We start from the raw sequence: 25,702 nt of genomic DNA on the forward strand, positions 1-25,702 counted from the left end.
AAATAAAAATATCAAAGATCCTATGGGAGGAAAAAATCATGAAAGAATTTAAGTATGTTGTAACAGATCCAGAAGGAATCCACGCTCGTCCGGCAGGAATGCTGGTAAAAGCAGTCAAAGAATTTTCCTGTGATATCAAGATCGCAAAAGACGGAAAAGCCATGAACTGCAAAGCCATCTTCGGCATCATGGGACTGGCTGTAAAACAGGGCGAAGAAGTTACCCTGACCTTCGATGGAGCAGATGAAGATGCTGCATACGAAGCAATCAGCAATTTCATGAAAGAGAACTTATAATTCTACAGAGCCATGCGGAATGGAAGAAAAAAGTGCGAATCATGCTTGCATGAATGAGTGCTTTTTTCTGAAATTCCATATGGCGAGAAGCCACATCGAAATGGAGCGTAAGCGGAATTGAGATGGGGCTCTGGAGAATTACAATATAGTAATCGGCAGGAGCGTGTTTGAAAAACTTTCTGAAACTAAGAAATCCTTTTTGAACACGCTCCGGCTGTCTGGACAGAAAATTCGGATATCGAGAACAAAGGTGGAGAAAACTTATGCAGATTTATCAGGGAAAAAGCGTATTTTCCGGCATTGCGATCGGAAAGATCCGCGTATACAAAAAGAATGAGCGTCAGGTAAAACGTGTGAAAGTAGAAAATCCGGATGCGGAGATGGCACGGTTTGAGGAAGCAAAGGCAAAAGGAATCGCACAGCTTGGCGTTCTGTATGAAAAAGCATGCAAAGAGGTTGGCGAGGCAAATGCAGCGATCTTCGAGGTACATCAGATGATGATGGAGGACGACGGCTACAACGAGTCCGTCGAGAATATTATCAAGAGCCAGGGCGTCAACGCTGAGTATGCCGTTGCAACGACAGGCGACAACTTTGCGCAGATGTTTTCTGCCATGGACGATGATTACATGAGAGAGCGCGCGGCAGACGTAAAGGATATTTCCGAGCGTCTGATCTCCATCTTAAACGGAGACGACACCGACGCATCCTTAAACGACGAACCGGCGATCATCGTGGCAGATGACCTTGCGCCGTCTGAGACGGTACAGATGGATAAGGACAAAGTTCTTTCTTTTGTTACCGTACACGGTTCTTTAAATTCCCACACCGCTATCCTTGCAAGAACCATGGCGATTCCGGCACTGGTCGGAACACCGCTTCCGCTGGATGAGAGCGTAGACGGAAAGCTCGGCATCGTGGACGGATCCGATGGAACCATCTATGTTGATCCGGACGAGGAGACTCTTGCTGCCATGCAGAAGCGCCGCACCGAGGAGGAGGAAAAGAAAAAACTGCTCCTCACCTTAAAGGGAAAAGAAAATATTACACTGGATGGACAGAAAATTCTGCTGTATGCTAATATCGGAAACATCAAAGACCTTGCGGCTGTCATGCAGAACGACGCGGGCGGCATCGGCCTGTTCCGAAGCGAGTTTATCTATCTTGAGCAGGATCACTATCCAACAGAGGAGGAGCAGTTCCGTATCTACAAACAGGCAGCAGAGACGATGGCGGGAAAACGCGTCATCATCCGTACCCTCGATATCGGTGCCGATAAACAGTGCGATTATTTCGAGATGGAAAAAGAGGAGAACCCGGCACTTGGCTGCCGTGCGATCCGCATCTGCCTGACGCGGCCGGAGATCTTCAAGACACAGCTTCGCGCGCTGTTCCGCGCAAGCGCATATGGAAAAATTGCCATTATGTATCCAATGATCACAAGTGTCGGCGAGGTTCGCCAGATCAAAGCGATTGTGGAGGAAGTAAAAGCTTCTCTCGCTGAGCAGGGCATTGAGTACGGAAATCCAGAGCAGGGTATCATGATCGAGACCCCGGCGGCTGCCATCATCAGCGATGAGCTGGCAAAAGAGGTTGATTTCTTCAGTATCGGAACGAACGACCTCAGTCAGTACACCCTCGCGATCGACCGCCAGAACACAAAGCTGGATCCGTTCTTTGATCCGCATCACCCGGCGATCCTGCGCATGATTCAGATGGTTGTGGAGAATGCACACAAAGCCGGCATCTGGGCCGGTATCTGCGGCGAACTCGGCGCTGACCAGGAGCTGACAAAAGAGTTCCTTGCGATGGGCGTAGATGAACTTTCCGTTTCTCCGGGAAGCATCCTTCCGCTCCGCAAGATCATTCTGGAAACAAACGTGGCAGAATATAAGGCAGGAAAGAAATGTTAACACAGCAGAGACATGAGATAATTTTGAAACTGTTAAAGGAAAAGGGAAGCATCACCGTGACGGAAGTCCGGGATCTTCTCGATACATCGGAGTCCACGGTACGCCGCGATATCACAGCGCTCGACAAGGAGGGCAAGCTGGAAAAGGTATTCGGCGGCGCCGTGGAAGCCGGCCAGAAGGTGACGGCACACGAGTACACCGTTGCACAGAAAAATGAGCTGAACTGCGATGCCAAACGGAAAATCGCAGAATATGCGGCATCCCTCATCGAGCCGGACGATTTCGTCTTTCTCGACGCGGGAACGACAACGGCGCATATGATCGATTTCATCCGGGCAACCTCCGCCGTTTTCGTGACAAACGCCGTTGACCACGCACGGCGGCTGGCATCACGCGGGTTTAAGGTCATTCTGGTAGGCGGCGAGCTCAAAAGCTCCACAGAAGCCGTCGTCGGAAACCAGGCAATCCGCACGATCCAGGAGTATCATTTCACCAAAGGCTTTTTCGGCACCAACGGTGTCACAAGAAGAAGCGGCTGCACAACGCCGGATGTCAATGAAGCAGTAATCAAAAAGACCGCCATGGAGCAGTGCCGCCAGTGCTACGTCCTCTGTGACGCAAGCAAATTTAACAGCATCAGTTCCGTTACCTTCGCAGACTTTGAAAAACCGATTTTTATCACGGACCGGAAAGTTCCCGGGTATGAGAAGAGCAAACATATCATCGTATGCGAGACGGAGCGAAAATAAAAAGCCAACATCTTACACGCACATAAATTGCAAAGCGCCCCGGCCCTGCAGATCATCTGGATGCAGGACCGGGGCGCCGTTTACAGACTTATTCTTTGATTTCCGCCAGCGTTACATCTGGATGATGATACTGCGGACGATGTTTCAAATATGGAACTTTAAGCAGGGTAGCATTCTTGGGACACCAGTGAAGACAGGCATAACAGGCTGCACAGGAATGTCCTCCATAAAAATACGATGCAGTAACAAAATCTTCTTTTGGCAGACTTCCGTCAGATGTAAAGTTTGTTTTTTGTTCCATTAACAACTCTGATTATCTCCAAAAAGCCCGGAAATACGGGCATTTCACGGGATATAAGAACTGAATTTACTACCGATTTACTACTTTCGGATTGAGCTTTGACACGCTTCTGCCTCCCGTGAAGCCCACCGCCCAAATAGTGACACATCGAAAATTGAATACGACACCGCAGACAGCGGCGTTCTCTTTTCCCCTTTGGGGAGATCAGGACGCCGCTTTTTTGCGCCCAAAACCAGAAAGGAGGCGACCGCCTATGTACTTTACTTCCGGCAGCGACCGGGCCTTTGAACAGCTCATGCAGACGAGGCCGGGCGCAGATCATTTTGACAGTGGCGAGGCCGGAGCGCCGGAGGGCTGCGGCACCTGCCGTTTCTACCGCCCGCACTGGAAGTACCAGTTTTGTGTGTATGAGGAATGTCCCTACCAGCCGGGCAAGCTCACCGCCCTTGACGGCGCGGTGAAATTTCAAGTGAAAGGAGTGGACGACGAGATGGCAGTTTTTCGAGTGGAGAAAAACCGGGGCTACACGGTGATGTCCAACCACCACCTGCGGAACAAGGACTTGTCCCTGAAAGCCAAGGGCCTGCTGTCGCAAATGCTGTCCTTGCCGGAGGATTGGGATTTTACGCTGAAAGGCTTGTCCCTTATCAACCGGGAGCAGATCGACGCGATCCGGGCGGCTGTCCGGGAGCTGGAACAGGCGGGCTATATCGTGCGTTCCCGTGAGCGTGACAGCCAAGGCCGCCTGCGCGGGGCGGATTACATCATTTACGAACAGCCCCAGCCTGTGCCGGATTCACCTACATTGGAAAATCCAACATTGGATAATCCAACGCAGGAAAAGCCTACGCAGGAAAAACCAACGCAATTAAATAAAGATAGATCAAGTAAAGAGAAATCAATTACAGATGGATCAAATACCGATTCCATTCCTATCCTTTCCCCTCCCTCTCCTTTGGGGGAAGAAGCGGCTGCGCCGCCGGAACGGAAAGGAACGGGAGCGAAGTCACAGAGCGCCGTAGAGATTTATCGGGAGATCATCAAGGACAACATCGAGTATGAACACCTTTGCCAGTACGCCAAGGGGATTGACCGGGATATGCTGGACGAGATCGTGGACTTGCTGGTGGAAACCGTATGCAGCGCCCGAAAGACCATCCGCATTGCCGGGGACGATTACCCCGCCGAGCTGGTGAAATCCAAGCTGATGAAGCTGAACAGTTCTCACATTGAGTTTGTCTTTGACTGTATCAGCAAAAACACCACGGAAATACGGAACATCAAAAAATACCTGCTGGCGGTTCTGTTCAACGCCCCAAGCACCATCAACGGCTATTACACGGCGCTGGTGGCCCACGACATGAACACAGGCAGTTGGGGAACCCCGCAAAATCGGTGATTTTGTGGGGAGAGGAGGAACAGCGAAATGAGCGAGCTTTTCACGCTTGCGTGGAAACAAGCGATATGGAGCTTGTGACGACGAGAAAGGAGGACGGCCCTATGAAACAGGGTGCTTTGATTTTTGACGAGCAGACAGACCGCTACGACATCCGCTTTGACCTTGCGGACTATTACGGCGGCCTGCACTGCGGAGAAACTTTTGATGTGATGGTGGGCGGCAGATGGAGGCCGACCCGCATTGAAATGGCCGAGAACTGGTATCTGGTGGGAATCCATGCCAACGACCTCTCCGGCCTGCGGGTGCGGATTTAAGCCATCCGTCTGCCTGCTGACTTTCCAAAGGAGGGATAGCAGTTGCAGGAAGAAGTAGACCAGAAAACCATAGCGTTAGCGGTTAAGACGGGCAAGCTCACCGCCCAAGTGCTGCAAGCGGCCATCCGAAAATATCTGTCCGCCCGGCAGAAAGGGACGGGTAAGGCCCATCACGGCCAGCAGAGCTTACGGCAGCTCAAAAAGGACGGTTCCGCCCTGTCCAACATTGAGATCACCGACGCCAACATTGGCCTGTTTAAGCCCTGCGCCAAGAAATACGACATTGATTTTACCCTGCGGAAAGACCGCACTACCCATCCGCCCCGGTATATCGTGATCTTCAAATCCAAGCAGGCGGACAATCTGGAACAGGCGTTTAAGGAGTTTACAGCCAAGAAGCTCCAACAGCAGGAACGCCCCTCCATCCGAAAAACCCTTGCCGTCCTGAAAGAAAAGGCAGCGGCCAGAAGCAGCCAGCAGGCCAAGGAGAAAATCAAGGAAAGGGGGCTGTCACGATGAAGCCGGAAATGAAAAAGCTGATCATCGCCAACCTGCCCTATCTGCTGTTTGTGTACCTGTTCGGCAAGCTGGGACAGACCTACCGGCTGGCGGCTGGGGCGGACTTGTCGGAAAAGCTGCTGCACCTTGCGGACGGCTTTTCCCTTGCCTTTGAAAGCGCCGCCCCCAGCTTCCACCTGTTCGATCTGGCGGTGGGCGTGGCCGGTGCGGTGGCATTGCGGCTGATAGTGTACTGCAAGAGCAAGAACGCCAAGAAATACCGCCGGGGCGTCGAGTACGGCAGCGCCCGTTGGGGAGGCCCCAAAGATATAGCCCCGTACATCGACCCGGTGTTTGACAACAACATCCTCCTGACCCAGACGGAACGCCTCACCATGAACAACCGGCCCAAAGACCCCAAGACCGCCCGGAACAAAAATGTGCTGGTGATCGGCGGTTCCGGCAGCGGCAAGACGAGATTTTTTGTGAAACCCAACCTCATGCAGTGCGTGTCCAAGGACTACCCGACCTCATTCGTGATTACTGACCCGAAAGGAAGTCTGATCGGCGAGGTGGGCCAGCTCCTTGTGCGGTGCGGCTACCGGGTAAAAGTGCTGAATACCATTAACTTTTCCAAGAGTATGCGTTACAACCCGTTTCGCTACATCCATTCGGAAAAGGACATTTTGAAGCTGGTAAACACGCTGATCTGTAACACCAAGGGCGAGGGCGAAAAGAGCGCGGAAGATTTTTGGATAAAATCGGAACGGCTTTTGTATTCGGCCCTCATTGGCTATATCTGGTACGAAGCGCCGGACGATGAAATGAATTTCACGACGCTGCTTGAAATGATAAATGCCAGCGAAGCCCGCGAGGACGACCCGGAATTTCAATCCCCGGTAGACCAGATGTTTGAACGGCTGGAAGAAAAAGATCCGGAACACTTTGCGGTGCGCCAGTACCGTAAATTCCTGCTGTCGGCGGGCAAGACCCGCAGCTCCATTTTGATAAGCTGCGGAGCCAGATTAGCGCCCTTTGACATCCGGGAGGTGCGGGAGCTGATGGAGGACGACGAACTGGAACTTGACACCATCGGGGATAAAAAAACAGCTCTGTTCCTGATTATGTCGGACACGGACACGACCTTTAATTTCATTCTGGCAATGGTGCAAAGCCAGCTCATAAACCTTTTGTGTGACCGGGCCGATGACAAATACGGTGGGCGGCTGCCCGTCCATGTGCGGCTGATTCTGGACGAGTTCGCCAACATCGGCCAGATTCCAAACTTTGACAAGCTGATCGCCACTATCCGAAGCCGGGAAATCTCGGCTTCTATTATTTTGCAGAGCCAGTCGCAGCTAAAGGCCATTTACAAGGACGCGGCGGAAATCATTTCCGACAACTGCGACTGTACGCTGTTCCTGAGTGGCAGGGGCAAGAACGCCAAGGAGATCGCGGAGGTGCTGGGCAAGGAAACTATTGACAGCTACAACCAGAGCGAGAACCGGGGCGCGCAGACCTCCCACGGACTGAACTACCAAAAACTCGGAAAGGAGCTGATGAGCCAAGACGAAATTGCAACGATGGACGGAGGCAAGTGTATTTTGCAGGTGCGCGGCGTAAGGCCGTTTTTCAGTGAGAAATACGACATCACCCGCCACCCCCGCTATCAATACCTCTCGGACGCCGACAAAAAGAACACCTTTGATGTGGACAGCTACCTGTCGTCCCTGCGCCGGAAAAAGCGGCGCGTGATAACGGAGGACGAACCCTTTGACCTCTACGACATTGAGCTGTCGGAGGAAGATTTTGCCGCAGAATAAAGCGGCCATAGAGAAAGGAGCGTGACCGATGGGACACTCGGACGAATGGACATTTGCGGATTATTTCAAGCAGGAGCAGGCTGTTTTCCGTGGCATGATCTCCGCTGCCGTTGCATTGCGGTGGATGATCGAACACGATTTTGAACTGCCTGACGACGCCGGTTTGAAACAGATGGAGGCGGAAGTAAACCGTGAATTGTGTGAAGCATGGGGCGAAATTTTTTCGCTGGCTGTGCTGAAATGGCGGGACGGCCAGTAACTCCGGGCCGTCAGCGGATTGTGAGGCTGCCGCTGTGAACGGCGGCTTTTTTGTACCCAAACACCATCACAATCTGAATTTATGGAGGTAACTTTATGGAATTTTTCAATAGTGCAGTTGATACTTTGCAGACCATCGTTGTGGGCCTCGGCGGCGCGCTTTGCGTATGGGGCGGCGTCAATCTTTTGGAGGGATACGGGGCGGACAACCCGGCAAGCAAGTCACAGGGAATTAAGCAGCTTGTCGCCGGAGGTGGCGTTGCCCTGATCGGTATGACCCTTGTTCCGCTGCTGTCCGGGCTGCTGGGATAACCCCCATGTGCCTTAGAAAACCCTCCGCGCCCTCTCTGATCTGGGAGGGCGCGGGAAAGGAGGTGTCCCCACATGATCGGTGATTTAATCGGGGAATGGATCAAAGGAATCCTGATCGACGGTATCATGGGCAACCTGTCCGGCCTGTTTAACACGGTCAATACCAAAGTCGGGGAAATCGCGTCGGATGTGGGCAGTACCCCGCAGGACTGGAACGGCGGCATTTTCTCCATGCTGCAAAACCTGTCCGAAACGGTGATCGTCCCCATTGCGGCGGCCATTCTCGCCCTTGTGATGTGCTATGAGCTGATCGACATGATTGTGGAAAAGAACAATATGCACGACTTCGACAGCTCCATGTTCTTCCGCTGGATTTTCAAAAGCGCCTTTGCCATCCTCATTGTGACGAACACATGGAATATCGTCATGGGCGTGTTTGACGCCACCCAGCAGGTCGTCAACCAGAGCGCCGGGGTGATTATCGGAGATACCAGCATTGATTTTGACACGCTGCTGCCCGATCTGGAAAGCCGCCTTGAAGCAATGGACATCGGGCCGCTGCTGGGCCTGTGGTTCCAGACCCTTGTTGTGGGGCTGACGATGAACATTCTTTCCATCTGCATTTTCCTTGTGACCTATGGAAGAATGATTGAAATTTACGCCGTGACCGCATTGGGGCCGATCCCCCTTGCCACGCTGGGCAATGCAGAGTGGCGCGGCATGGGCCAGAACTACTTGAAATCCCTGCTTGCGCTGGGCTTCCAAGCCTTTTTAATCATGGTGGTTGTCGGGATTTATGCGGTGCTGATCCAGCAGATCGGAACCGCCGACGACATATCCGGCGCAATCTGGGGCTGTATGGGCTATACCGTTTTGCTTTGCTTCTGTCTGTTCAAGACCGGCAGCATATCGAAAGCCGTATTTACCGCACATTGACAGACAGGAGGAATACCAACCATCAAAGAAACACAAAAGAAAACCTACAACATCCTTTACGCCGACCCGCCGTGGCGATATGAGTGCAAACGGACAGGGGCGGCGGAACATCACTATCCCACCATGAGCATTGACGAGCTGTGCGCCCTGCCGGTGGAAACGCTGGCGGAAAAAGACTGCCTCTTGTTTTTGTGGGCGACTTTCCCCCAGCTCCCGGAGGCGCTGCGTCTGATTAAGGCATGGGGCTTTTCCTTTAAGACCGTGGCCTTTGTCTGGCTGAAATTGAACCGCAAAAGCCCCACATGGTTTTACGGGCTGGGCTATTGGACGAGAGGAAACGCGGAAATCTGCCTGCTTGCCAAGCGGGGCCATCCCAAGCGTTACTCCAAAAGCGTCCATCAGTTTATCATTTCCCCGGTGGAGGAACACAGCAAGAAACCAGACATTACCCGTGAGAAAATCATAGAGCTTGCGGGCGACCTGCCCCGCGCAGAACTGTTTGCCAGACAGAAAATCCCCGGCTGGGATGTGTGGGGCAATGAAGTGGACAGCGATTTTTCCCTGTCCGTACCAGAAACGAGGTGACTTTTTATGGCTTATGTAACTGTCCCCAAGGATTTAACCAAGGTCAAATCCAAGGTAGTATTCGGGCTGACGAAACGCCAGCTCATTTGTTTTGGCGGTGCGCTGCTTATTGGCGTCCCGCTTTTCTTTTTGATCCGGGGCCGCGTCCCGACCAGCGCGGCGGCACTCATTATGGTGTTCGCCATGCTGCCGGGCTTTCTGCTGGCACTTTACGAAAAACACGGCCAGCCCCTTGAAGTGGTGGTGCGCCAGATCGTCGAGTGCTGCTTCATCCAGCCCAAGGAACGGCCCTATCAGACCAACAACGCTTATACCGCCCTTGTGCGGCAATCCCAAATGGAAAAGGAGGTCAACGCCATTGTCCAAAAAGCAAAAGAACGAAACGAGCGCAAAAGCGCCGGTCAAGCTCACCCGCGCCGAAAAGAAAGAGATTCAGGCCGTCATCCGAAAGTATAAGGGCGACGGCAAGCCCCATTCGGCACAGGCCAGTATTCCCTATGAGGCCATGTATCAGGACGGCGTATGCCGGGTAACGCCCCGCACCTTTTCCAAGTGCATTGAGTTTACGGACATCAGCTACCAACTGGCGCAGGCGGACACCAAGACCGCCATCTTTGAAAACCTGTGCGACCTCTACAACTATCTGGACGCCTCCATTCATGTGCAGTTTTCCTTTATCAACCGCAAGATCGACCCCAAGCAGTACGCCAAGAGCTTTGAAATCCGGGCGCAGGGGGACGACTTCGACGACATCCGCAGCGAGTATTCCGACATTTTGCAAGACCAGCTTGTGAACGGGAACAACGGCCTGATGAAGCGGAAATTTATGACCTACACCATCGAGGCGGACAGCCTGAAAATGGCCCGCGCCAGACTGCGCCGGATCGAAACCGACCTTTTGGGCTATTTCAAGAGCATGGGGGCCTCCGCGTGGGGACTGGACGCCAAGCAGCGGCTGGAAGTCATGCACAGCATTTTCCACCCGGACGGGGAGCCGTTCTCCTTTGACTGGAAGTGGCTTGCCCCGTCGGGGCTTTCCACCAAGGACTTTATCGCCCCGTCCTCGTTCCGCTTCGGCAATGCCCGGATGTTCGGGCTGGGCGGCAAATACGGGGCGGTGAGCTTCCTGCAAATCCTCTCCCCGGAGCTGTCGGATGAAATGCTGGCCGACTTCCTCAACACAGAAAACGGCATTGTGGTGAACCTCCATGTGCAGGCCATCGACCAGAGCGACGCCATTAAGACGGTCAAGCGCAAGATCACCGACCTTGACGCCATGAAGATTCAGGAACAGAAACGGGCGGTAAGAAGTGGTTACGACATGGATATACTTCCCAGCGACCTTGCCACCTACGGGCAGGACGCCAAGGAGCTGCTAAAGACCTTGCAGAGCCGGAATGAACGGATGTTCCAGCTTACCTTTTTGGTGCTGAACACCGCAGACACCCGGCAAAAGCTGGAAAACGATGTGTTCTGGGCTGCCGGTATTGCACAGAAATACAACTGTTCCCTTGTGCGGCTGGACTACCAGCAGGAACAGGGGCTTATGAGCAGCCTGCCGCTGGGGGCCAGCCACATCCAGATTGAACGCTCCCTGACGACTTCCAGCGTGGCCGTGTTCGTCCCCTTTGTGACGCAGGAGCTTTTTCAGGGCGGCGATGCCATGTATTACGGGATCAACGCCAAGACCGGCAACATGATTATGCTCGACCGCAAACGGGCGAGGTGTCCCAACGGGCTAAAGCTGGGGACACCGGGAAGCGGCAAAAGTATGAGCTGTAAATCCGAGATTTTGAGCGTGTTCCTCTGCACCCCGGACGATGTGTATATCTGTGATCCAGAAGCCGAGTATTACCCCCTTGTGAAGCGGCTGCATGGGCAGGTGGTGAAGCTGTCGCCTACCAGCAAAAACTATGTGAACCCGCTGGACATCAACCTGAATTACTCCGAGGATGAAAACCCGCTGGCCTTGAAATCCGACTTTGTGCTGTCGTTCTGTGAGCTTGTCATGGGCGGCAAGAACGGGCTGGAAGCCATTGAAAAGACGGTGATCGACCGGGCGGTACAGGTGATCTACCGGCCTTATCTGGCAGACCCCAAGCCGGAAAATATGCCCACCCTTGCAGACCTGCATAAAGCCCTGTTAGACCAGCATATCCCGGAGGCTGACCGGGTGGCGCAGGCCCTTGACCTGTATGTGTCCGGCAGCCTAAATGTGTTCAACCACAGAACCAACATCGACATTCAAAACCGCATTGTGGCCTTTGACATCAAGGAACTGGGCAAGCAGCTAAAGAAAATCGGTATGCTCATTGTCCAAGACCAGATTTGGGGGCGCGTCACCCAAAACCGCAGCAAGGGCAAGGCGACATGGTATTTCTGTGATGAGTTCCACCTGCTTTTGCGTGAGGAACAGACGGCGGCCTTTTCCTGTGAGATTTGGAAGCGTTTTCGTAAGTGGGGCGGGATTCCCACAGGTGCGACGCAGAATGTAAAAGACCTGCTTTCCTCCCCGGAAATTGAGAACATTTTGGAAAACAGCGACTTTATCTGCCTGCTCAATCAGGCCAGCGGCGACCGCAAAATCCTTGCGGAACGGCTGAACATTTCGCCCCAGCAATTACGGTATGTTGACAATTCCGAACCCGGCGAGGGGCTTCTCATTTACGAAAATGTGATCCTGCCCTTTAAGAACCCCATCCCGAAAAACACCCAGCTCTACCAGATCATGACGACCCGGTTAGGCGAGGGGGCGACGGTATGAGCGCCTTAACACATTTCAGCCTGTTTTCCGGGATCGGCGGGATCGACCTTGCGGCGGAAGCCGCAGGGTTTACCACCGTATGCCAGTGCGAATGGGCGGATTTCCCGATGGAAGTTTTGAAAAAGCACTGGCCGCAGGTACCAAAATTCCGGGACATTACCACAGTGACAAAGGAGGCATTTTTTGAAAAAACAGGACAAGAAACCACCACACTTATTTCCGGGGGATTCCCCTGCCAGCCCTTTTCCAGCGCCGGGAAACAACGGGGATTTGAGGACGAACGGTATTTATGGCCCGAAATGCTCCGCGTTATCCGGGAACTGCACCCCTCTTGGGTGCTTGGAGAAAATGTTGCTGGCTTCATCCATCTGGGGCTCGACAAGACGGTTTTTGACTTGGAGCAGGCAGGCTACGCCGTTAGGGTTTTCGTACTTCCTGCTGTCGCCGTCGGCGCATGGCATGAGCGCAAAAGAACTTTCATCATCGGCCATGCTGCTTCCCACGCCCCTTGCCAGCGACACGGGGGATGTGGGGAAAACTGTCGATGTGCGGATGACCCCGACCGGGAGCTTCCGAAAATACAATCCCAGCGGAACCGTATGGACGGCGCGGCTGTCATGGGCGGTTTACAAACTGCTGGGCAGCCCGCCGGGGGATGTGAAACTGAACCCCGACTGGGTGGAATGGCTGATGGGATTCCCCCAGAGATGGACGGACATTCCATGTGGGCCAAAGAACCGGCGCAAATCCCGTACTTAATCAGTGACCCGCCGGCGAATGTGGCAAAGCGGTTAAAGACTTTGGGAAACGCAGTTGTTCCCCCGCAGGTGTACCCCATCCTGCGCTATATTGCAGAGATTGAAACCGGGCGCTGCCGGAACAGACAGCAAGGAGGTGATCGGATATGGAACCCTTAAAACCCCGCGACAAGGTAACGCAGCACATGACCTGCGACGGCCTGACGCTGGATAACCAGACCACCGGCGAAAGCGTCAATGTGTCCAGCCGGGAGGCCGAGCAGGAATACACCGCCCAGCCGGAGGGCGCGGCGGAAAAAATACTGGAACGGGCGGACGAACTGCACGACCGCCACAAGGCAAGGAAAGCGGCCAAGGACGCCGGAAAAACCGTGGCGCAGGCCACCGGCCCCGTTTCCCGGTTGCAGTTTACCGCCGAGGAACGGGCCTCCCCGGAGCTGGCCCCGTATATCAAAAAGGCAGAAAAACGGGCGGATCAGCTGGAAGCGACCAAAGAAGCCCTGCCGAAAAAGCGCGTCGTCACCAAGGAAACCGTTTATGACGAGGCCAAGGGCAAGGCTAAAAGCAGGCTGTATTTTGACAAGGTGGAGAAATCCCCTCCCCAGCTCAAACCAAACCCGGCCAGCCGCCCCATACAGGAAGCCGGGCTTTATCTCCACGGAAAAATCCACGAGGTAGAACACGAAAATGTGGGCGTGGAGGGCGGCCACAAGGGGGAGGAACTGGCGGAACGGCAGGTGGGCCGCATGATCCGCAGCGGCGTCCACCGCCACAAGCTCAAACCCTACCGGGCCGCAGCCAAGGCCGAGCGAAAGTCCATCGCTGCCAACGCCGAGTTTGCGTATCAAAAATCCCTGCGGGACAACCCGGAGCTGGCGCAGGCGGTCAAGAACCCCGTTTCCCGCTTCTGGCAGAAACAGCACATCAAGCGGGAATATGCCAAGGTAGCAAGGGCGGCGGGTCAGACCGCACAGGGGGCCGCAGGCACCGCCAAGACCACGGGTGCCGCAGCCAAGAAAGCCGCAGAAAAAAGCAGACAGGCCGCGTCCTTTGCCGCCCGGCACTGGAAAGGGGCGCTGATCGTCGGCGGCGTGGGCCTCATGCTCCTGCTGGTGATGGGCGGCCTACAATCCTGCACCGCCATGTTTGGCAGCACCGGGACGGGCCTTGCCGCCACCTCCTATCTCTCCGAGGACAGCGATATGCTGGGAGCCGAAGCCGCCTATGCCGCGCTGGAAGCAGACTTGCAGCACGAACTTGACAACTACGAAAGCCTGCACCCTGGCTATGACGAATACCGTTTCGATCTGGACGAGATCAAACATGACCCCTATGTGCTGACCTCCATCCTCTCCGCGCTGCATAACGGCGTGTTCACTTTGGGGGAGGTACAGGGCGACCTTGCCATGCTCTTTGAAAAGCAGTACATCCTGACCCAGACCATCGAAACGGAAACCCGCTACCGCACCGAAACGAGGACGGACAGCGAGGGAAACACCTATACCGTGGAAGTTCCCTACACCTATTACATCTGCAATGTGAAGCTGGAAAACTTTGACCTGTCCCACCTGCCCATCTACATTCTCACCGAGGAACAGATGGGCTTTTATGCTGCCTATATGCAGACTTTGGGCAACCGGCCAGACCTGTTTCCCAACGGCAGCTATCCCCACGCCTCCACCCCGAAAGAGCCGACCTACTATGAAATCCCCCCGGAGGCGCTAAAGGACGAAGCCTTTGCCGCCATGATCGCCGAGGCGGAAAAGTATGTGGGCTATCCCTATGTGTGGGGCGGCAGCTCCCCAAGCACCAGCTTTGATTGTTCCGGCTTCATTAGCTGGGTTATCAATCATTCCGGCTGGAATGTGGGACGCCAGACGGCGCAGGGGCTTTACAACATCTGCACTCCCGTTTCCCCGGAGCAGGCCAAGCCCGGCGACCTTGTATTTTTCGTCGGCACTTATGACACTGCCGGGATGTCCCATGTGGGGCTGTATGTGGGAAATTCGGTCATGCTGCACTGCGGCGACCCCATTTCCTACACGAACCTCAATTCAAGCTACTGGCAGCAGCATTTTTATTGTTACGGGCGTTTGCCTTAAACGCCAGAAAGGAGTAAATCACTATGGCAATGAACAAATTGGAACGCATTGAAAAGGATATTGAGAAAACCAAGGGCAAGATCGCGGAGCTGCAAAAGCAGCTTCGGGAGCTGGAAGCAGCCAAGACCGAACAGGAAAACTTGCAGATCGTCCAGCTTGTGCGCGGCCTCAACATGACCCCGCAGGAGTTCGCCGCCTTTGTGCGCGGCGGCGCGTTGCAGGCGGCCCCGGCCCCGATCCCGGACTTTGAACAGGAGGACAGCGCCCATGAAGAAATCTAAACTGTTCCGCACCTTGACGCTGGCTGTGGCCGCTGCGCTCTGCATGGCGACCACGACCGTTACCGCCTACGCCGGGGGCGCTGACCCTGACCCGGTGCCGCTGCCGGAAACCACCGAGGCCCCCGCAGAAGTGCCGGAGGAAACCGAAGAACCCACCACCGGCGGCATGGAGCCGGAGGGCGTACCTGTCACCCCGCAGGGCAACGCTACGCTGGTGGATGATTTTTTCGGGGATAAGCAGCTTATCACCGTTACCACCAAGGCCGGGAATTATTTTTACATCCTGATCGACCGGGCCAACGAGGACAAGGAAACGGCGGTGCATTTCCTCAACCAAGTGGACGACGCCGACCTGCAAGCCTTGTTGGAGGACGGGAAAAAAGAGCCGGAGGTCTGCACCTGTACGGCCAAGTGTCAAGCCGGGGCCGTCAATACGGCTTGCCCGGTCTGTAAAAACAACCTGACCGCCTGCAACGGGCCGGAGCCGAAGCCCCAGCCGGAGGAAGAAAAGCCGCAGGAGGAAAAGCCAAGCGGCATGGGCGGCCTTGTGGTGTTCTTTGTGGTGGTGCTGCTGGGCGGCGGCGCAGCCCTTTACTTCCTGAAATTCAAAAAGGAAAAAGTTGACACCACAGGCAATGACGATCTGGCCGAGTATGACTTTGGAGAGGACGAGGACGACGAGGACGAAGCCCCGGAGCCGGACGAGGATATGACAAGTGAAGATGGAAATAAGGAGGACGAAGTATGAGCTATCAGTTAGTAATTGCAGAGAAACCAAGCGTCGCCCGCAGCATTGCGGGCGTGATCGGCGCGGACAAGAAACAGGACGGTTACATGGAGGGAAACGGCTATCTGGTGAGCTGGTGTATCGGCCACCTTGTTTCCCTTGCCGACGCCGGGACTTATGACGAGCGTTTCAAAAAATGGCGCTATGACGACCTGCCGATTCTGCCGCAGGAATGGCAGTACATCATTCCCGATGATAAGAAAAAGCAGTTTGACACCCTGCGTTCTTTGATGGAGCGCCCCGATGTTACCGGCCTTGTGTGCGCCACTGACGCCGGGCGCGAGGGGGAATTGATTTTCCGTTTCGTCTACCAGATGGCGGGCTGCAAGAAACCGTTTCAGCGCCTTTGGATTTCCAGCATGGAGGACGCGGCCATCAAGGACGGCTTTGCCCATCTGAAACCGGGAACTGACTATGACAACTTGTATCAGTCGGCCCTTTGCCGGGCGCAGGCGGATTGGCTGGTGGGGATCAACGCGACAAGACTTTTCTCCATCCTCTACCACAAGACCCTGACCGTGGGCCGTGTCCAGACGCCGACCCTGAAAATGCTGGTTGACCGGGAGGCCAAGATCAGCAGCTTTCAGAAAGAGAAATACCACATCGTCCAGATTGCGGCGGGCGGCATGGAGGCGGCCAGTGAACGCATGAGAAACGCAGACGACGCCAAGGCCCTGAAAGCCGCCTGTGAAACGGCGCAGGCCGTTTGTGTGTCGGTAACACGGGAGAAAAAGACGGAGCAGCCGCCCCGCCTCTATGACCTCACCACCTTGCAGCGGGAAGCAAACCGCCTGTTTGGATTTACCGCCAAGCAGACCCTTGACTATGCCCAGCAGCTTTACGAAAAGAAACTGCTGACCTATCCCCGCACCGACAGCCAGTATTTGACCGACGATATGCTGCCGACGGCGGAAAGCCTTGTGTCCGGCCTGTGGCCGTTGCTGCCCTTTGCGGCGGGGCTTGACCTGTCCCCACAGTTTGGCCGGGTGCTGAACAGCAAAAAGGTGAGCGACCACCACGCCATTGTCCCGACGATGGAATTTGTGCAGAGAGGCTTTGACGGGCTGGCCGAGGGGGAAAAGAAACTGCTGTCCCTTGTGTGCTGCAAGCTGCTGTGCGCCGTGGCCGCGCCCCATGTGTATGAAGCTGTCACCGCCACATTCACCTGTGCCGGGAACACCTTTACCGCCAAGGGAAAAACCATCCTGACCCCCGGCTGGAAAGAGCTTGACCGCCGCTTTAAGGCGTCGTTCAAAACAGACGCCGACGACACCGCCCCGGAGCCTGCGCGGGAACTGCCGGAGATCACCGAGGGACAGACCTTTGACAAGGTAACTGCCGCCGTCACCGAGCATTTCACCGCACCGCCAAAATCCTACACGGAAGATACCCTGCTTTCTGCTATGGAGCGCGCCGGTGCGGACGATCTGCCGGAGGACGCCGAGCGGCAGGGATTGGGAACCCCGGCCACCCGCGCCTCCATCTTAGAAAAGCTGGTGCAGATGGGCTTTGTGGAGCGCAGGGGAAAACAGCTACTTCCCACCAAGGACGGCCACAACCTTGCCTGTGTGCTGCCGGAAGTGCTGACCTCTCCCCAGCTTACGGCACAGTGGGAAACGGAGCTGACGGCCATTGCCAAGGGGCAGGCCGACCCGGAGGGCTTCATGGCTGGCATTGCAGAAATGACAAGGGGCCTGATCGTGGGCTACTCCCAGATCAGCGAGGACGCGCAGAAGTTGTTTCAGACCGAGCGTGTGGTTATCGGCAAATGTCCGCGCTGCGGGGAAAGCGTCTACGAGGGCAAAAAGAACTACTACTGCGGAAACCGAAGCTGCCAGTTTGTCATGTGGAAGAATGACCGATTTTTTGAGGAACGAGGCAAGGCGTTCACCCCGAAGATCGCCGCCGCGCTCCTTAAAGACGGAAAAGCAAAGGTAAAGGGCCTGCGCTCCATGAAAACCGGCAAAACCTATGACGGGACGGTGCTTTTGGCCGATACCGGCGGCAAGTATGTGAACTACCGCGTGGAACAGAGGGGCAAAAACTAAAAACAGCAAGCATAGGGAGTGTAGCCACACTCCCGGCAAAATTCCTGACCCGGCGCACCTGCCGGGCCGGGGATTTTCTCTTTGGGGAAGCCCCAAACCCTTATATTATGTGAAAGGAGCGATTCAATGAGCGAAGTGTTTTCCGTACTTCTTCATAACCGACAGCGTTATGAGCAAGGCAAAGAGGGCCTATGGTTTTCTCTGCCGACCACAACCGAAAAACTGCAAGCAGCCCTGCGGGAAATCGGAATCAGCACCGACAATCCACAGGACTTTTTTCTATATGGGTATAGAAGCCCACAGAAGCGACCTATTAAGCTGCCCCGTGATATGGTGCTGTCCGCAGGCATGGATGAATTAAACTTCCTTGCTGCAAGATTGGAAAAGCTGGACGCCGCCGAACTTACGGAGCTGAACGCCGCCCTGACAAGCCCGCAGAGTGATTTTCACAATATCGGCCAGATTATCGACTATCCCGAAAATGTGGACTTTTATGTGCATTTGCCGGATGTCACCAGCACAGGACAGTTGGGCGACTACTATCTAAACCGTTCCGGCATGGTGGATATGCCGGAGGAATGGAAAGCAGGGATTCTCCTGCCCCGTTTTGGCCTGCATATTGCCAACACAGAGCATGGTGTTTTTACCGATTATGGCTATCTGGTAAAAAGCGGCGACGAATGGCAGCGCGTCCATGAGGGCCAGCCAGTGCCGGAACAATACCGGGTGATGGCCTATCCTGCGCCGGAAATTCTGCGGGAGGAAAGCAAGGTACAGCCGGAGGCGGCAGCGCCTACAAAGGCCCCGCAGCCTGTCACCCCCATTCTCTTAAACGGCCAGAACAGCGCCGAGCGCATGAAAGAGATCACCGACCGGCTGGAAACCGGCATACAGGAGCTTTTCGAGAGTGAACGCTACAAAGCCTATCTCACCACCATGTCCAAGTTCCACAGTTACAGCTTCAACAACACCCTCCTGATCGCCATGCAGGGCGGACAGCTTGTGGCGGGCTACAACAAGTGGCGGGACGATTTTCACCGCAATGTAAAGAAAGGCGAAAAGGCCATCAAGATACTGGCCCCGGCCCCGTTCAAGGCGAAAAAGGAAGTGCAAAAGCTGGACGCACAGGGCAGGCCGGTGATGGGAAAAGACGGAAAGCCTGTTACCGAAGTACAGGAAATACAGGTTCCGGCCTTTAAGATCGTTTCTGTCTTTGATGTGAGCCAGACCGAGGGGGAACCGCTGCCCTCTATCGGCGTGGAAGAACTGACCGGCAGCGTGGAACGCTACGGGGAATTTTTCAAGGCGCTGGAACAGACCTCCCCGGTTCCCATTGGTTTTGAGGACATTCCGGGCGGTTCCCACGGCTATTACCACCTGACGGAAAAGCGGATCGCCATTCAGGAGGGCATGAGCGAATTACAGACCCTAAAGACAGCCATCCATGAGATCGCCCATTCCAAGCTCCACGCCATCGACCCGGAAGCCCCGGCCATTGAGCAGGCCGACCGCCCCGACAGCCGCACCCGCGAAGTGCAGGCTGAAAGCGTGGCCTATGCCGTATGCCAGCATTACGGGCTGGACACCTCCGACTATTCCTTTGGCTATGTGGCCGGTTGGAGTTCCGGCAAGGACTTGAAAGAGCTGAAAGCCTCCCTTGAAACCATCCGGGCCACCGCCCATGAACTGATTACCACCATTGACGGCCACCTTGCCCAGCTTCAGAAAGAACGGCAGGCCCAGCAGGAGCAGCCGCAGGCCGCGCCGCTGGAACAGGCCGCCGAGCAGCCAGACCCGGACAGCGTATTTTCCAAGCTGCCCCCGGAGCAACAGCAGGAAATGACCGCCAGCGTAAAAGCTATGCTGCAAACCCTGATTGACGCGGATTTGAAATCCACCGGCGAAGTGTCGCAGGGAACCAAGGAGGCGGCGCAGGTGCAGGGCTTTACCATTGCCGGGGATGGAACGCTGGAACAGGCCAAAGCCCCGCAGGAGGCCGCCTACCGTCTGGAAAGCGGCGATTACCTGTATATCCAGACATCGGAAACCGGCTATGATTACACGCTGTACGGCCCCGACTACAAAGAACTGGACGGAGGCCAGCTTGACAATCCCGGCCTGTCCCTTGTGGAAGCCGGAAAAGAAATCCTTGCGCTCCATGAGCGACCGGCTGGGACAATGGAACCCCTGACCGGCGACGGGCTGGATGATTTTCTGGAAGCAACCGAACAGGCCAACGCCATTCCCCAGCCGCAGGCGTGGAATGGGATCGACGGCCTGTTGAATGGAAAGCCGTTCATGCCGGAGGCGTCCCCGGCTGACCGAGCCGCCGCTCTGATTGAACTGGCAGAGAAAAACGCCCCGCGTTTGGGCAGCGAGGAACGGCAGTTGATCGTGGCCTATGCCGAGGCCGTGGGCGATACCGACAAAGTAATCGGGCTTATCAACCGCCTGTGCGAACAGGGCTATGAGCTGCAAAAGGGCCAGATGGATTCCTTTGTGAAAAGCGAGATCGGAAGTGAGATTGCCGTTGCCAACGCCCAGCGGCAGATCGCGCAGAATCCGGCAGCGGAGCCGGTTGTCACGATCCTTTGGAGCGAAAGTCCCCATCTGAAAGACGGACAGCAAATGCCGCTGCATGAGGCCGAGGCCGTTTTCAAGGAGCTGGACAGTGCCAGACGCCATGAACGGGAGCAGCCGGGCTATACGGGCCATTGGTACGACAAGACCAAGTTCCGCATTGACTTTACCATGCAGGGCCAGCCGGACAGCTACGAGGGACGGCAGGACTTTGGCGACGGGGACGGTTCCCTGATCCAACATATCCGGGGCTACCACGAATACTATGCACAGGATGAAAGCTGGAAAAACCATGTGCTGCACCATGAGGGGCCGGAGGCATGGGAGGCGGACAAGGCCCAGCGGGATATGCTGCTGCATGAGTTCGTCCCATATATGGAACTGCATTGCAATCTGGCCGCTATGGAGCAGGAGGCCCGGCGTCCCCTGCGATCCGGGGAAACCCTGACGCCGGAACAGACCGCTTATTTCAACGCGGTTCTGGACTATGTAAAGGAGTGCCGCCCGCTTCTCAATCAGGGCCAGTACCATTTGCCGGAGCCGCCGCAGCTTGCCGATTTCGACCAGAACTTGCAGGACTACAAAAAACAGATCGAGGCAGAGCTGGAACAGGAGGCCGCCGCTGCCGGGCTGACGGTGGAGGAATATGTTGCCTCTGATTATGAAGCACCAGCGCAGCCCAACTTTTCCATCTACCAAGTGCCGCCCGGCCCAGAGGGGCGCGACTTCCGCTATCGTTCCTATGAGGACTTGCAGGCGGACGGGCTTTCGGTGGACAGGAAGAATTATCAGCTTGTCTACACCGCGCCGCTGGACAAGGACACCACACTGGACGAGATTTACCGCCGCTTCAACATAGAACATCCCTCCGATTACAAGGGACATTCCCTCTCTACGGGGGATATTGTGGTGTTCCGGCAGGATGGGAAACAGACTGCCTACTATGTGGACGAGGGGGCCGACTACCGGCAGGTGCCGGAGTTTTTCGCCCAGCCGGAAAAGCAGCTCACGCCGGACGAGTGCATGACCGGCGAACAAATCCAGACGCCAAGGGGCCGTTTCTATCTGACCGACAGGAGCCGGGAACAGATGGAGGCCGCCGGGTATGGATTCCACCACCAGTCGGAGGACGGCAGGTATCTTATTATGGCAAACGGCACAAGGGCCTTTGCCATCCCCGCCCAGCAGGAAAGCCATATCAAGACGGCGGAAATGTCCACCGAGCAGAACTACAACATGATCGATGGCATGATGAACAATGCCCCGTCTATGGAGGAACTGGAAGCAAGGGCAAAAGCCGGGGAACAGATTTCCCTTTTGGATGTGGCCGAGGCAGCCAAGGCGGAGGCCAAAAAGCCCAAGCAGACCCGAAAGACGACGCAGAAGCAAAAGAAACCGTCCATCCGGGCGCAGCTTGCCGCCGCCAAGGAGGAACAGAAAAAGAAACCCCCGGCGCGGGAAAAATCAAAAGAAATGGAGGTATGAGGAATGTATTTCACCGTGGAAGAAGAAAACCTGATCTGTCTGTACCACAACGCCGACCGCCGCAAGACGGCGGCAAATCTCCGGGCAGCTTTGCCGGACATGGACAAGGAAATGGCGGTGCTGGCCTGTCAGACCGCCGATAAGCTGGACGCCATGAGCGACGCCGACTTTGCGGCGCAGCGGTTCCACTTCACAGACGAATAAGCAAAACGCCGGGTGCGGGGGCTGTCAAAGCCTCTGCGTCCGGCGCTTCTTTTTTTGTCCATTTTCCCGCATTTAGAACCCCGTTTTGAGGGGAACAGGATAACTTTATCCACCTGCCTGCCGACCATGCGGAAAAACCCTTGATTTCCGTGGACTTTTACCGCCCTAAATGCGTAGACTTGACTTTTGGGGACTTCTTAACTATAATAATACTCAAGCAGGGGGACTACCTTGTAGTTGAGAAGGTTAAAACCTGACCCTTTGAACCTGTTGGCTAATACCAACGCAGGGAGCTGAAGAATACAGATTCGTATTTTTTGGACATTCTCTGTTTTGGGAATGTCCTTTTTTAATTGAATAAGATATGATATGTGTTTGCGAGGGAACTGAACAAGTTGAAAAAGGTAAGACCTGACCTCTGGACCTGTCGGCTAATACCGGCGTAGGGAAGCAATTTCTTACGCTCGTATTGCGTCTGAAAGAGCTTCTAATTGTTTTAGAGGCTCTATTTTTTTATCTTAGGAGGATCAAACATGGCATTTATGAAAGACATCTTAACCCACAACATCCCCATTTGGGAAGAATGTGCAGCTACCCCATTTGTGCAGGAAGTGCAAACTGGAAAGCTACCTCTTGAAAAATTCAAGAGATATATGATTCAGGATAGTATCTATCTGAAAAACTATGCCCGCATATACGGAAAGGCAATTTTTCATGCTGCTACATTAAGAGAAATTCAGCTTTACTACTCCATGCTGAACTTTGTAAATGATACGGAATCGGAAGTGCGGCTGGATTATCTAAAGCAATTTTGCATAACAGATGATGATATTGAACTGATCGCCCCTTTGCCTGAAAATCAAAATTACATTGATTTCATGTTTGAGATTGCGTCACATGGAAAGAATGAAGAAATTTTAATGGCGGTTCTTCCCTGTATGCTAAGTTACAGCTATATATTCCGCAAATTGGCGGCTGTTCCTACAAGCAGACAGTCAAGATATTGGGACTTTATCAAAGATTATGCGGATGAACAATATGCAGAAAGCTGCAAAGAATGGTCTGCTTTTGCAGAGCATAAATGTGCCGGGTTATCAGTAGCAAATAAAAAGTATCTGGCTGATATTTTTGAAAAAGCAAGTTTGTTAGAGCTTGCTTTTTGGAAGATGGCCTATCGGAACGAGAGAATGGAGGAAAATGCAAAATGAAAAAAGTATTGTCCATTGCCGGATCAGATTGCAGCGGAGGTGCAGGTATTCAGGCTGATTTGAAAACTTTTTCTGCTCACGGTGTATTTGGAATGAGTGTTATTGTTTCTGTTGTTGCAGAGAACACCAGCCGTGTTATCGACATCCAAGATATTACCCCGGATATGATTGAAAAACAGATTGACGCCGTATTTGAAGATATTGAAGTGGACGCAGTAAAAATCGGTATGCTTTCTACACCAGAATGTATGAAAGCGGTGGCAAAGAAACTATTACAATATAAGCCCCAAAATGTCGTAATCGACCCGGTTATGTATGCCAAAAATGGCTGCCCATTGATGAATCCTACGGCGGTTTCCACCTTGATAGACACAGTAATTCCACTGGCCGATGTACTTACTCCGAATATTCCAGAGGCAGAGAAAATAGCGGATATGCAGATTTCCACAGTTTCAGATATGGAGGCTGCCGCAAGAAAAATATATGCCATGGGTTGTAAGGCGATTGTTGTCAAGGGTGGACATCATATAGGAAATGCTGTTGATGTCCTATTTGATGGAGAAAATTTCTACCATTTTGAAACATCCCGCATTGATACGAAAAATACTCATGGGACAGGCTGTACCTTTTCTTCTGCAATCGCTTCCCAGCTTGCAAAGGGAAAAAGTGTTCCGCTTGCAGTCGAATCTGCAAAGGCTTATGTCACAATGGCAATCGAACACTCTCTTGCGATTGGAAAAGGCTGTGGCCCGACGCACCATTTCTACGAATTGTATCAGCATGGTTTATCTAAAGAATAGGCAGGTGCAAAATGAACTTTGATTATACACTTTATCTTGTTACTGATCGTCAACTAATGAGCTGCGATAGCCTGACAGAAGCGGTAGAACAGGCAATTTTAGGAGGCTGCACAATGATACAACTCCGAGAAAAAGAATTGTCCTCATTAGAATTTTACAATCAGGCTGTTGCCGTGAAACAGGTTACGGATAAATACCATATTCCCCTTATCATAAACGACCGGATAGATATTGCAATGGCTGTGCAGGCTACGGGGGTACATATTGGACAGCATGATTTACCTGCGGCTGCCGTCCGCAAAGTAATTGGGGAAAATATGCTGTTGGGAGTATCTGCATCTTCCATTGCAGAAGCAATACAGGCACAACAGGATGGTGCAGATTATTTGGGAGTTGGCGCAATGTTCCCTACTGGAACTAAAACCGACGCTGATTCTGTATCAATGGAAGAATTACAGAAAATCCGCGCAGCCGTTTCTTTGCCGATAGTTGTTATTGGCGGTATCAATAAGGGAAATGCAGGGCGTTTCAAGCCCATGGGAATTGACGGGCTGGCTGTTGTATCTGCCATCATAGCGCAGTCTGATATAAAAGCTGCTGCTGCGGAACTGAAAGGTTTATTTTGCGGAAAGGAAAAGAAAAATGGATTTTAATGCGGCAATCTTTGATTTAGATGGAACAATTCTGGATTCAATGGATGTATGGGAGCATATAGATATTCAGTTTTTGAAAAAGAGAAATCTTCCCGTCCCGGAAAATTATGTAACTGAAATATGTGCAAGGAGTTTTGAGGAAGCCGCACAATATACCATTGATCTTTTTGGATTGCAGGAAACGGTAGAGGGAATTATTGAGGAATGGAATAATATGGCGGTCGAGGAATACAGTAACCATGTCGGTCTGCTGCCCCATGCCCTTGATTATCTTCTGCGCTTAAAAGAACATGGAATAAAACTTGCAGTTGCTACGGGGTTGCCGGAAAAGCTCTATATTCCATGCTTAAAGAACAATTCTATTTTAGAATTATTTGACGCTCTATGTTCAACAGATGAGGTTCAGCGGGGAAAAGAATATTCGGATGTCTTTGAATTGGCCGCAAGAAAATTAGGGGTTGCACCTGAACACTGTATTGTGTTTGATGATGTGCTTCCAGCAATTAAAAGCGCAAAGGCAGCCCGTATGTTAGCAGGTGGGATTTATGATAAGTATTCCGCAGATCAGCGTACAGAAATAGAAAGGATTGCGGATATTTACTTACTTGATTTTCGGCAAGCACCGATCCCACACAAAGAGGTATGAAA

25 protein-coding genes and 1 riboswitch are annotated in these 25,702 nt (G+C 53.6%); of the genes, 24 read left to right on the forward strand and 1 reads right to left on the reverse strand.

The features are described 5' to 3' along the window. The first annotated feature begins 38 nt into the window (after positions 1-38). The 3 genes from DWZ44_RS01630 (at position 39) to DWZ44_RS01640 (ending at position 2,958) form a co-directional block, all read left to right on the forward strand. Entirely contained in the window at positions 39-296 is a 258-nt protein-coding gene (locus tag DWZ44_RS01630) for an HPr family phosphocarrier protein (RefSeq protein ID WP_022463097.1), read from the forward strand. 263 nt (positions 297-559) lie between these two features. Then, positions 560-2,209 (forward strand): phosphoenolpyruvate--protein phosphotransferase, encoded by a 1,650-nt coding sequence (gene ptsP, locus DWZ44_RS01635; protein ID WP_055265171.1) that lies wholly within the window; start codon positions 560-562, stop codon positions 2,207-2,209. Continuing rightward, positions 2,203-2,958 (forward strand): DeoR/GlpR family DNA-binding transcription regulator, encoded by a 756-nt coding sequence (locus DWZ44_RS01640; protein WP_055265168.1) that lies wholly within the window; start codon positions 2,203-2,205, stop codon positions 2,956-2,958. Before ptsP ends, DWZ44_RS01640 begins: the two co-directional genes overlap by 7 nt. An 88-nt stretch (positions 2,959-3,046) precedes the next feature. Here DWZ44_RS01640 and DWZ44_RS01645 read toward each other — a convergent pair whose 3' ends face one another. Then, positions 3,047-3,265 carry a hypothetical protein gene (locus DWZ44_RS01645; RefSeq protein WP_147342457.1) on the reverse strand — a complete coding sequence of 73 codons (219 nt, stop codon included), beginning with the start codon at positions 3,263-3,265 and terminating at the stop codon, positions 3,047-3,049. 484 nt (positions 3,266-3,749) lie between these two features. On the opposite strand from DWZ44_RS01645, the gene DWZ44_RS01650 reads away from it, so the two are divergent. The 21 genes from DWZ44_RS01650 to DWZ44_RS01750 all read left to right on the forward strand — a co-directional run bounded on the left by DWZ44_RS01650 (position 3,750) and on the right by DWZ44_RS01750 (position 25,700). After that, a complete protein-coding gene (locus DWZ44_RS01650) occupies positions 3,750-4,658 on the forward strand; it encodes a DUF6017 domain-containing protein (protein WP_196905155.1) in 909 nt (302 codons plus the stop codon). Positions 4,659-4,759: 101 nt separating this feature from the next. Next, positions 4,760-4,972, forward strand: coding sequence for a DUF5348 domain-containing protein (locus DWZ44_RS01655; RefSeq protein WP_106999785.1), 213 nt, complete (start codon positions 4,760-4,762; stop codon positions 4,970-4,972). Positions 4,973-5,014: 42 nt separating this feature from the next. Continuing rightward, positions 5,015-5,491: a PcfB family protein gene (locus DWZ44_RS01660; RefSeq protein WP_055200123.1), complete on the forward strand. Its 477-nt coding sequence runs from the start codon at positions 5,015-5,017 to the stop codon at positions 5,489-5,491. Further along, entirely contained in the window at positions 5,488-7,293 is a 1,806-nt protein-coding gene (locus DWZ44_RS01665) for a VirD4-like conjugal transfer protein, CD1115 family (protein WP_117804083.1), read from the forward strand. The genes DWZ44_RS01660 and DWZ44_RS01665 overlap by 4 nt, the downstream gene beginning before the upstream one ends. Before the next feature lie 28 nt (positions 7,294-7,321). Next, positions 7,322-7,552: an antitoxin gene (locus tag DWZ44_RS01670; protein WP_106999787.1), complete on the forward strand. Its 231-nt coding sequence runs from the start codon at positions 7,322-7,324 to the stop codon at positions 7,550-7,552. A gap of 95 nt (positions 7,553-7,647) precedes the next feature. Continuing rightward, positions 7,648-7,863 (forward strand): Maff2 family mobile element protein, encoded by a 216-nt coding sequence (locus DWZ44_RS01675; RefSeq protein ID WP_002566673.1) that lies wholly within the window; start codon positions 7,648-7,650, stop codon positions 7,861-7,863. A gap of 72 nt (positions 7,864-7,935) precedes the next feature. Continuing rightward, positions 7,936-8,799 carry a VirB6/TrbL-like conjugal transfer protein, CD1112 family gene (locus DWZ44_RS01680; RefSeq protein WP_005946756.1) on the forward strand — a complete coding sequence of 288 codons (864 nt, stop codon included), beginning with the start codon at positions 7,936-7,938 and terminating at the stop codon, positions 8,797-8,799. Between the two features lie 21 nt (positions 8,800-8,820). Next, positions 8,821-9,384: an MT-A70 family methyltransferase gene (locus DWZ44_RS01685; protein ID WP_117804084.1), complete on the forward strand. Its 564-nt coding sequence runs from the start codon at positions 8,821-8,823 to the stop codon at positions 9,382-9,384. A 6-nt stretch (positions 9,385-9,390) separates the two neighbouring features. Next, on the forward strand, positions 9,391-9,840 hold the full coding sequence (locus DWZ44_RS01690; protein ID WP_022788455.1) for a PrgI family protein: 450 nt from the start codon (positions 9,391-9,393) through the stop codon (positions 9,838-9,840). Next, on the forward strand, positions 9,743-12,148 hold the full coding sequence (locus tag DWZ44_RS01695; protein WP_117804085.1) for a VirB4-like conjugal transfer ATPase, CD1110 family: 2,406 nt from the start codon (positions 9,743-9,745) through the stop codon (positions 12,146-12,148). Before DWZ44_RS01690 ends, DWZ44_RS01695 begins: the two co-directional genes overlap by 98 nt. Continuing rightward, complete coding sequence (locus DWZ44_RS01700) at positions 12,145-13,065, forward strand: DNA cytosine methyltransferase (protein ID WP_055200128.1); 921 nt, start codon at positions 12,145-12,147, stop codon at positions 13,063-13,065. Before DWZ44_RS01695 ends, DWZ44_RS01700 begins: the two co-directional genes overlap by 4 nt. After that, a complete protein-coding gene (locus DWZ44_RS01705) occupies positions 13,053-15,008 on the forward strand; it encodes a C40 family peptidase (RefSeq protein WP_117804086.1) in 1,956 nt (651 codons plus the stop codon). The genes DWZ44_RS01700 and DWZ44_RS01705 overlap by 13 nt, the downstream gene beginning before the upstream one ends. Positions 15,009-15,031: 23 nt before the next feature. Next, the gene (locus DWZ44_RS01710; protein ID WP_003509287.1) at positions 15,032-15,289 is read left to right on the forward strand and encodes a DUF4315 family protein; all 258 of its coding nucleotides are present in this window, start codon (positions 15,032-15,034) and stop codon (positions 15,287-15,289) included. Then, positions 15,276-16,037: a DUF4366 domain-containing protein gene (locus DWZ44_RS01715; RefSeq protein WP_117804087.1), complete on the forward strand. Its 762-nt coding sequence runs from the start codon at positions 15,276-15,278 to the stop codon at positions 16,035-16,037. The genes DWZ44_RS01710 and DWZ44_RS01715 overlap by 14 nt, the downstream gene beginning before the upstream one ends. Further along, the gene (locus DWZ44_RS01720) at positions 16,034-18,124 is read left to right on the forward strand and encodes a DNA topoisomerase 3 (protein ID WP_117804088.1); all 2,091 of its coding nucleotides are present in this window, start codon (positions 16,034-16,036) and stop codon (positions 18,122-18,124) included. The genes DWZ44_RS01715 and DWZ44_RS01720 overlap by 4 nt, the downstream gene beginning before the upstream one ends. A gap of 135 nt (positions 18,125-18,259) precedes the next feature. Next, entirely contained in the window at positions 18,260-22,189 is a 3,930-nt protein-coding gene (locus DWZ44_RS01725; RefSeq protein WP_442857706.1) for an LPD25 domain-containing protein, read from the forward strand. A 3-nt stretch (positions 22,190-22,192) separates the two neighbouring features. Next, positions 22,193-22,393, forward strand: a complete 201-nt coding sequence (locus DWZ44_RS01730) for a transposon-transfer assisting family protein (RefSeq protein ID WP_071441250.1) — start codon at positions 22,193-22,195, stop codon at positions 22,391-22,393. 209 nt (positions 22,394-22,602) lie between these two features. After that, positions 22,603-22,702, forward strand: a riboswitch (TPP riboswitch). A 224-nt stretch (positions 22,703-22,926) separates the two neighbouring features. Next, entirely contained in the window at positions 22,927-23,601 is a 675-nt protein-coding gene (locus tag DWZ44_RS01735) for a TenA family protein (protein WP_112115377.1), read from the forward strand. Then, on the forward strand, positions 23,598-24,401 hold the full coding sequence (gene thiD / locus DWZ44_RS01740) for a bifunctional hydroxymethylpyrimidine kinase/phosphomethylpyrimidine kinase (protein WP_004611583.1): 804 nt from the start codon (positions 23,598-23,600) through the stop codon (positions 24,399-24,401). The genes DWZ44_RS01735 and thiD overlap by 4 nt, the downstream gene beginning before the upstream one ends. A gap of 11 nt (positions 24,402-24,412) precedes the next feature. Then, positions 24,413-25,054 carry a thiamine phosphate synthase gene (gene thiE / locus DWZ44_RS01745; protein ID WP_117804090.1) on the forward strand — a complete coding sequence of 214 codons (642 nt, stop codon included), beginning with the start codon at positions 24,413-24,415 and terminating at the stop codon, positions 25,052-25,054. After that, positions 25,044-25,700, forward strand: a complete 657-nt coding sequence (locus DWZ44_RS01750) for an HAD family hydrolase (protein ID WP_005361145.1) — start codon at positions 25,044-25,046, stop codon at positions 25,698-25,700. The genes thiE and DWZ44_RS01750 overlap by 11 nt, the downstream gene beginning before the upstream one ends. The last annotated feature ends 2 nt before the right edge of the window (positions 25,701-25,702 follow it).

Origin of the sequence: Blautia sp. AF32-4BH (genome assembly GCF_003460565.1) — a bacterium.
Lineage (GTDB): Bacteria > Bacillota > Clostridia > Lachnospirales > Lachnospiraceae > Fusicatenibacter > Fusicatenibacter saccharivorans.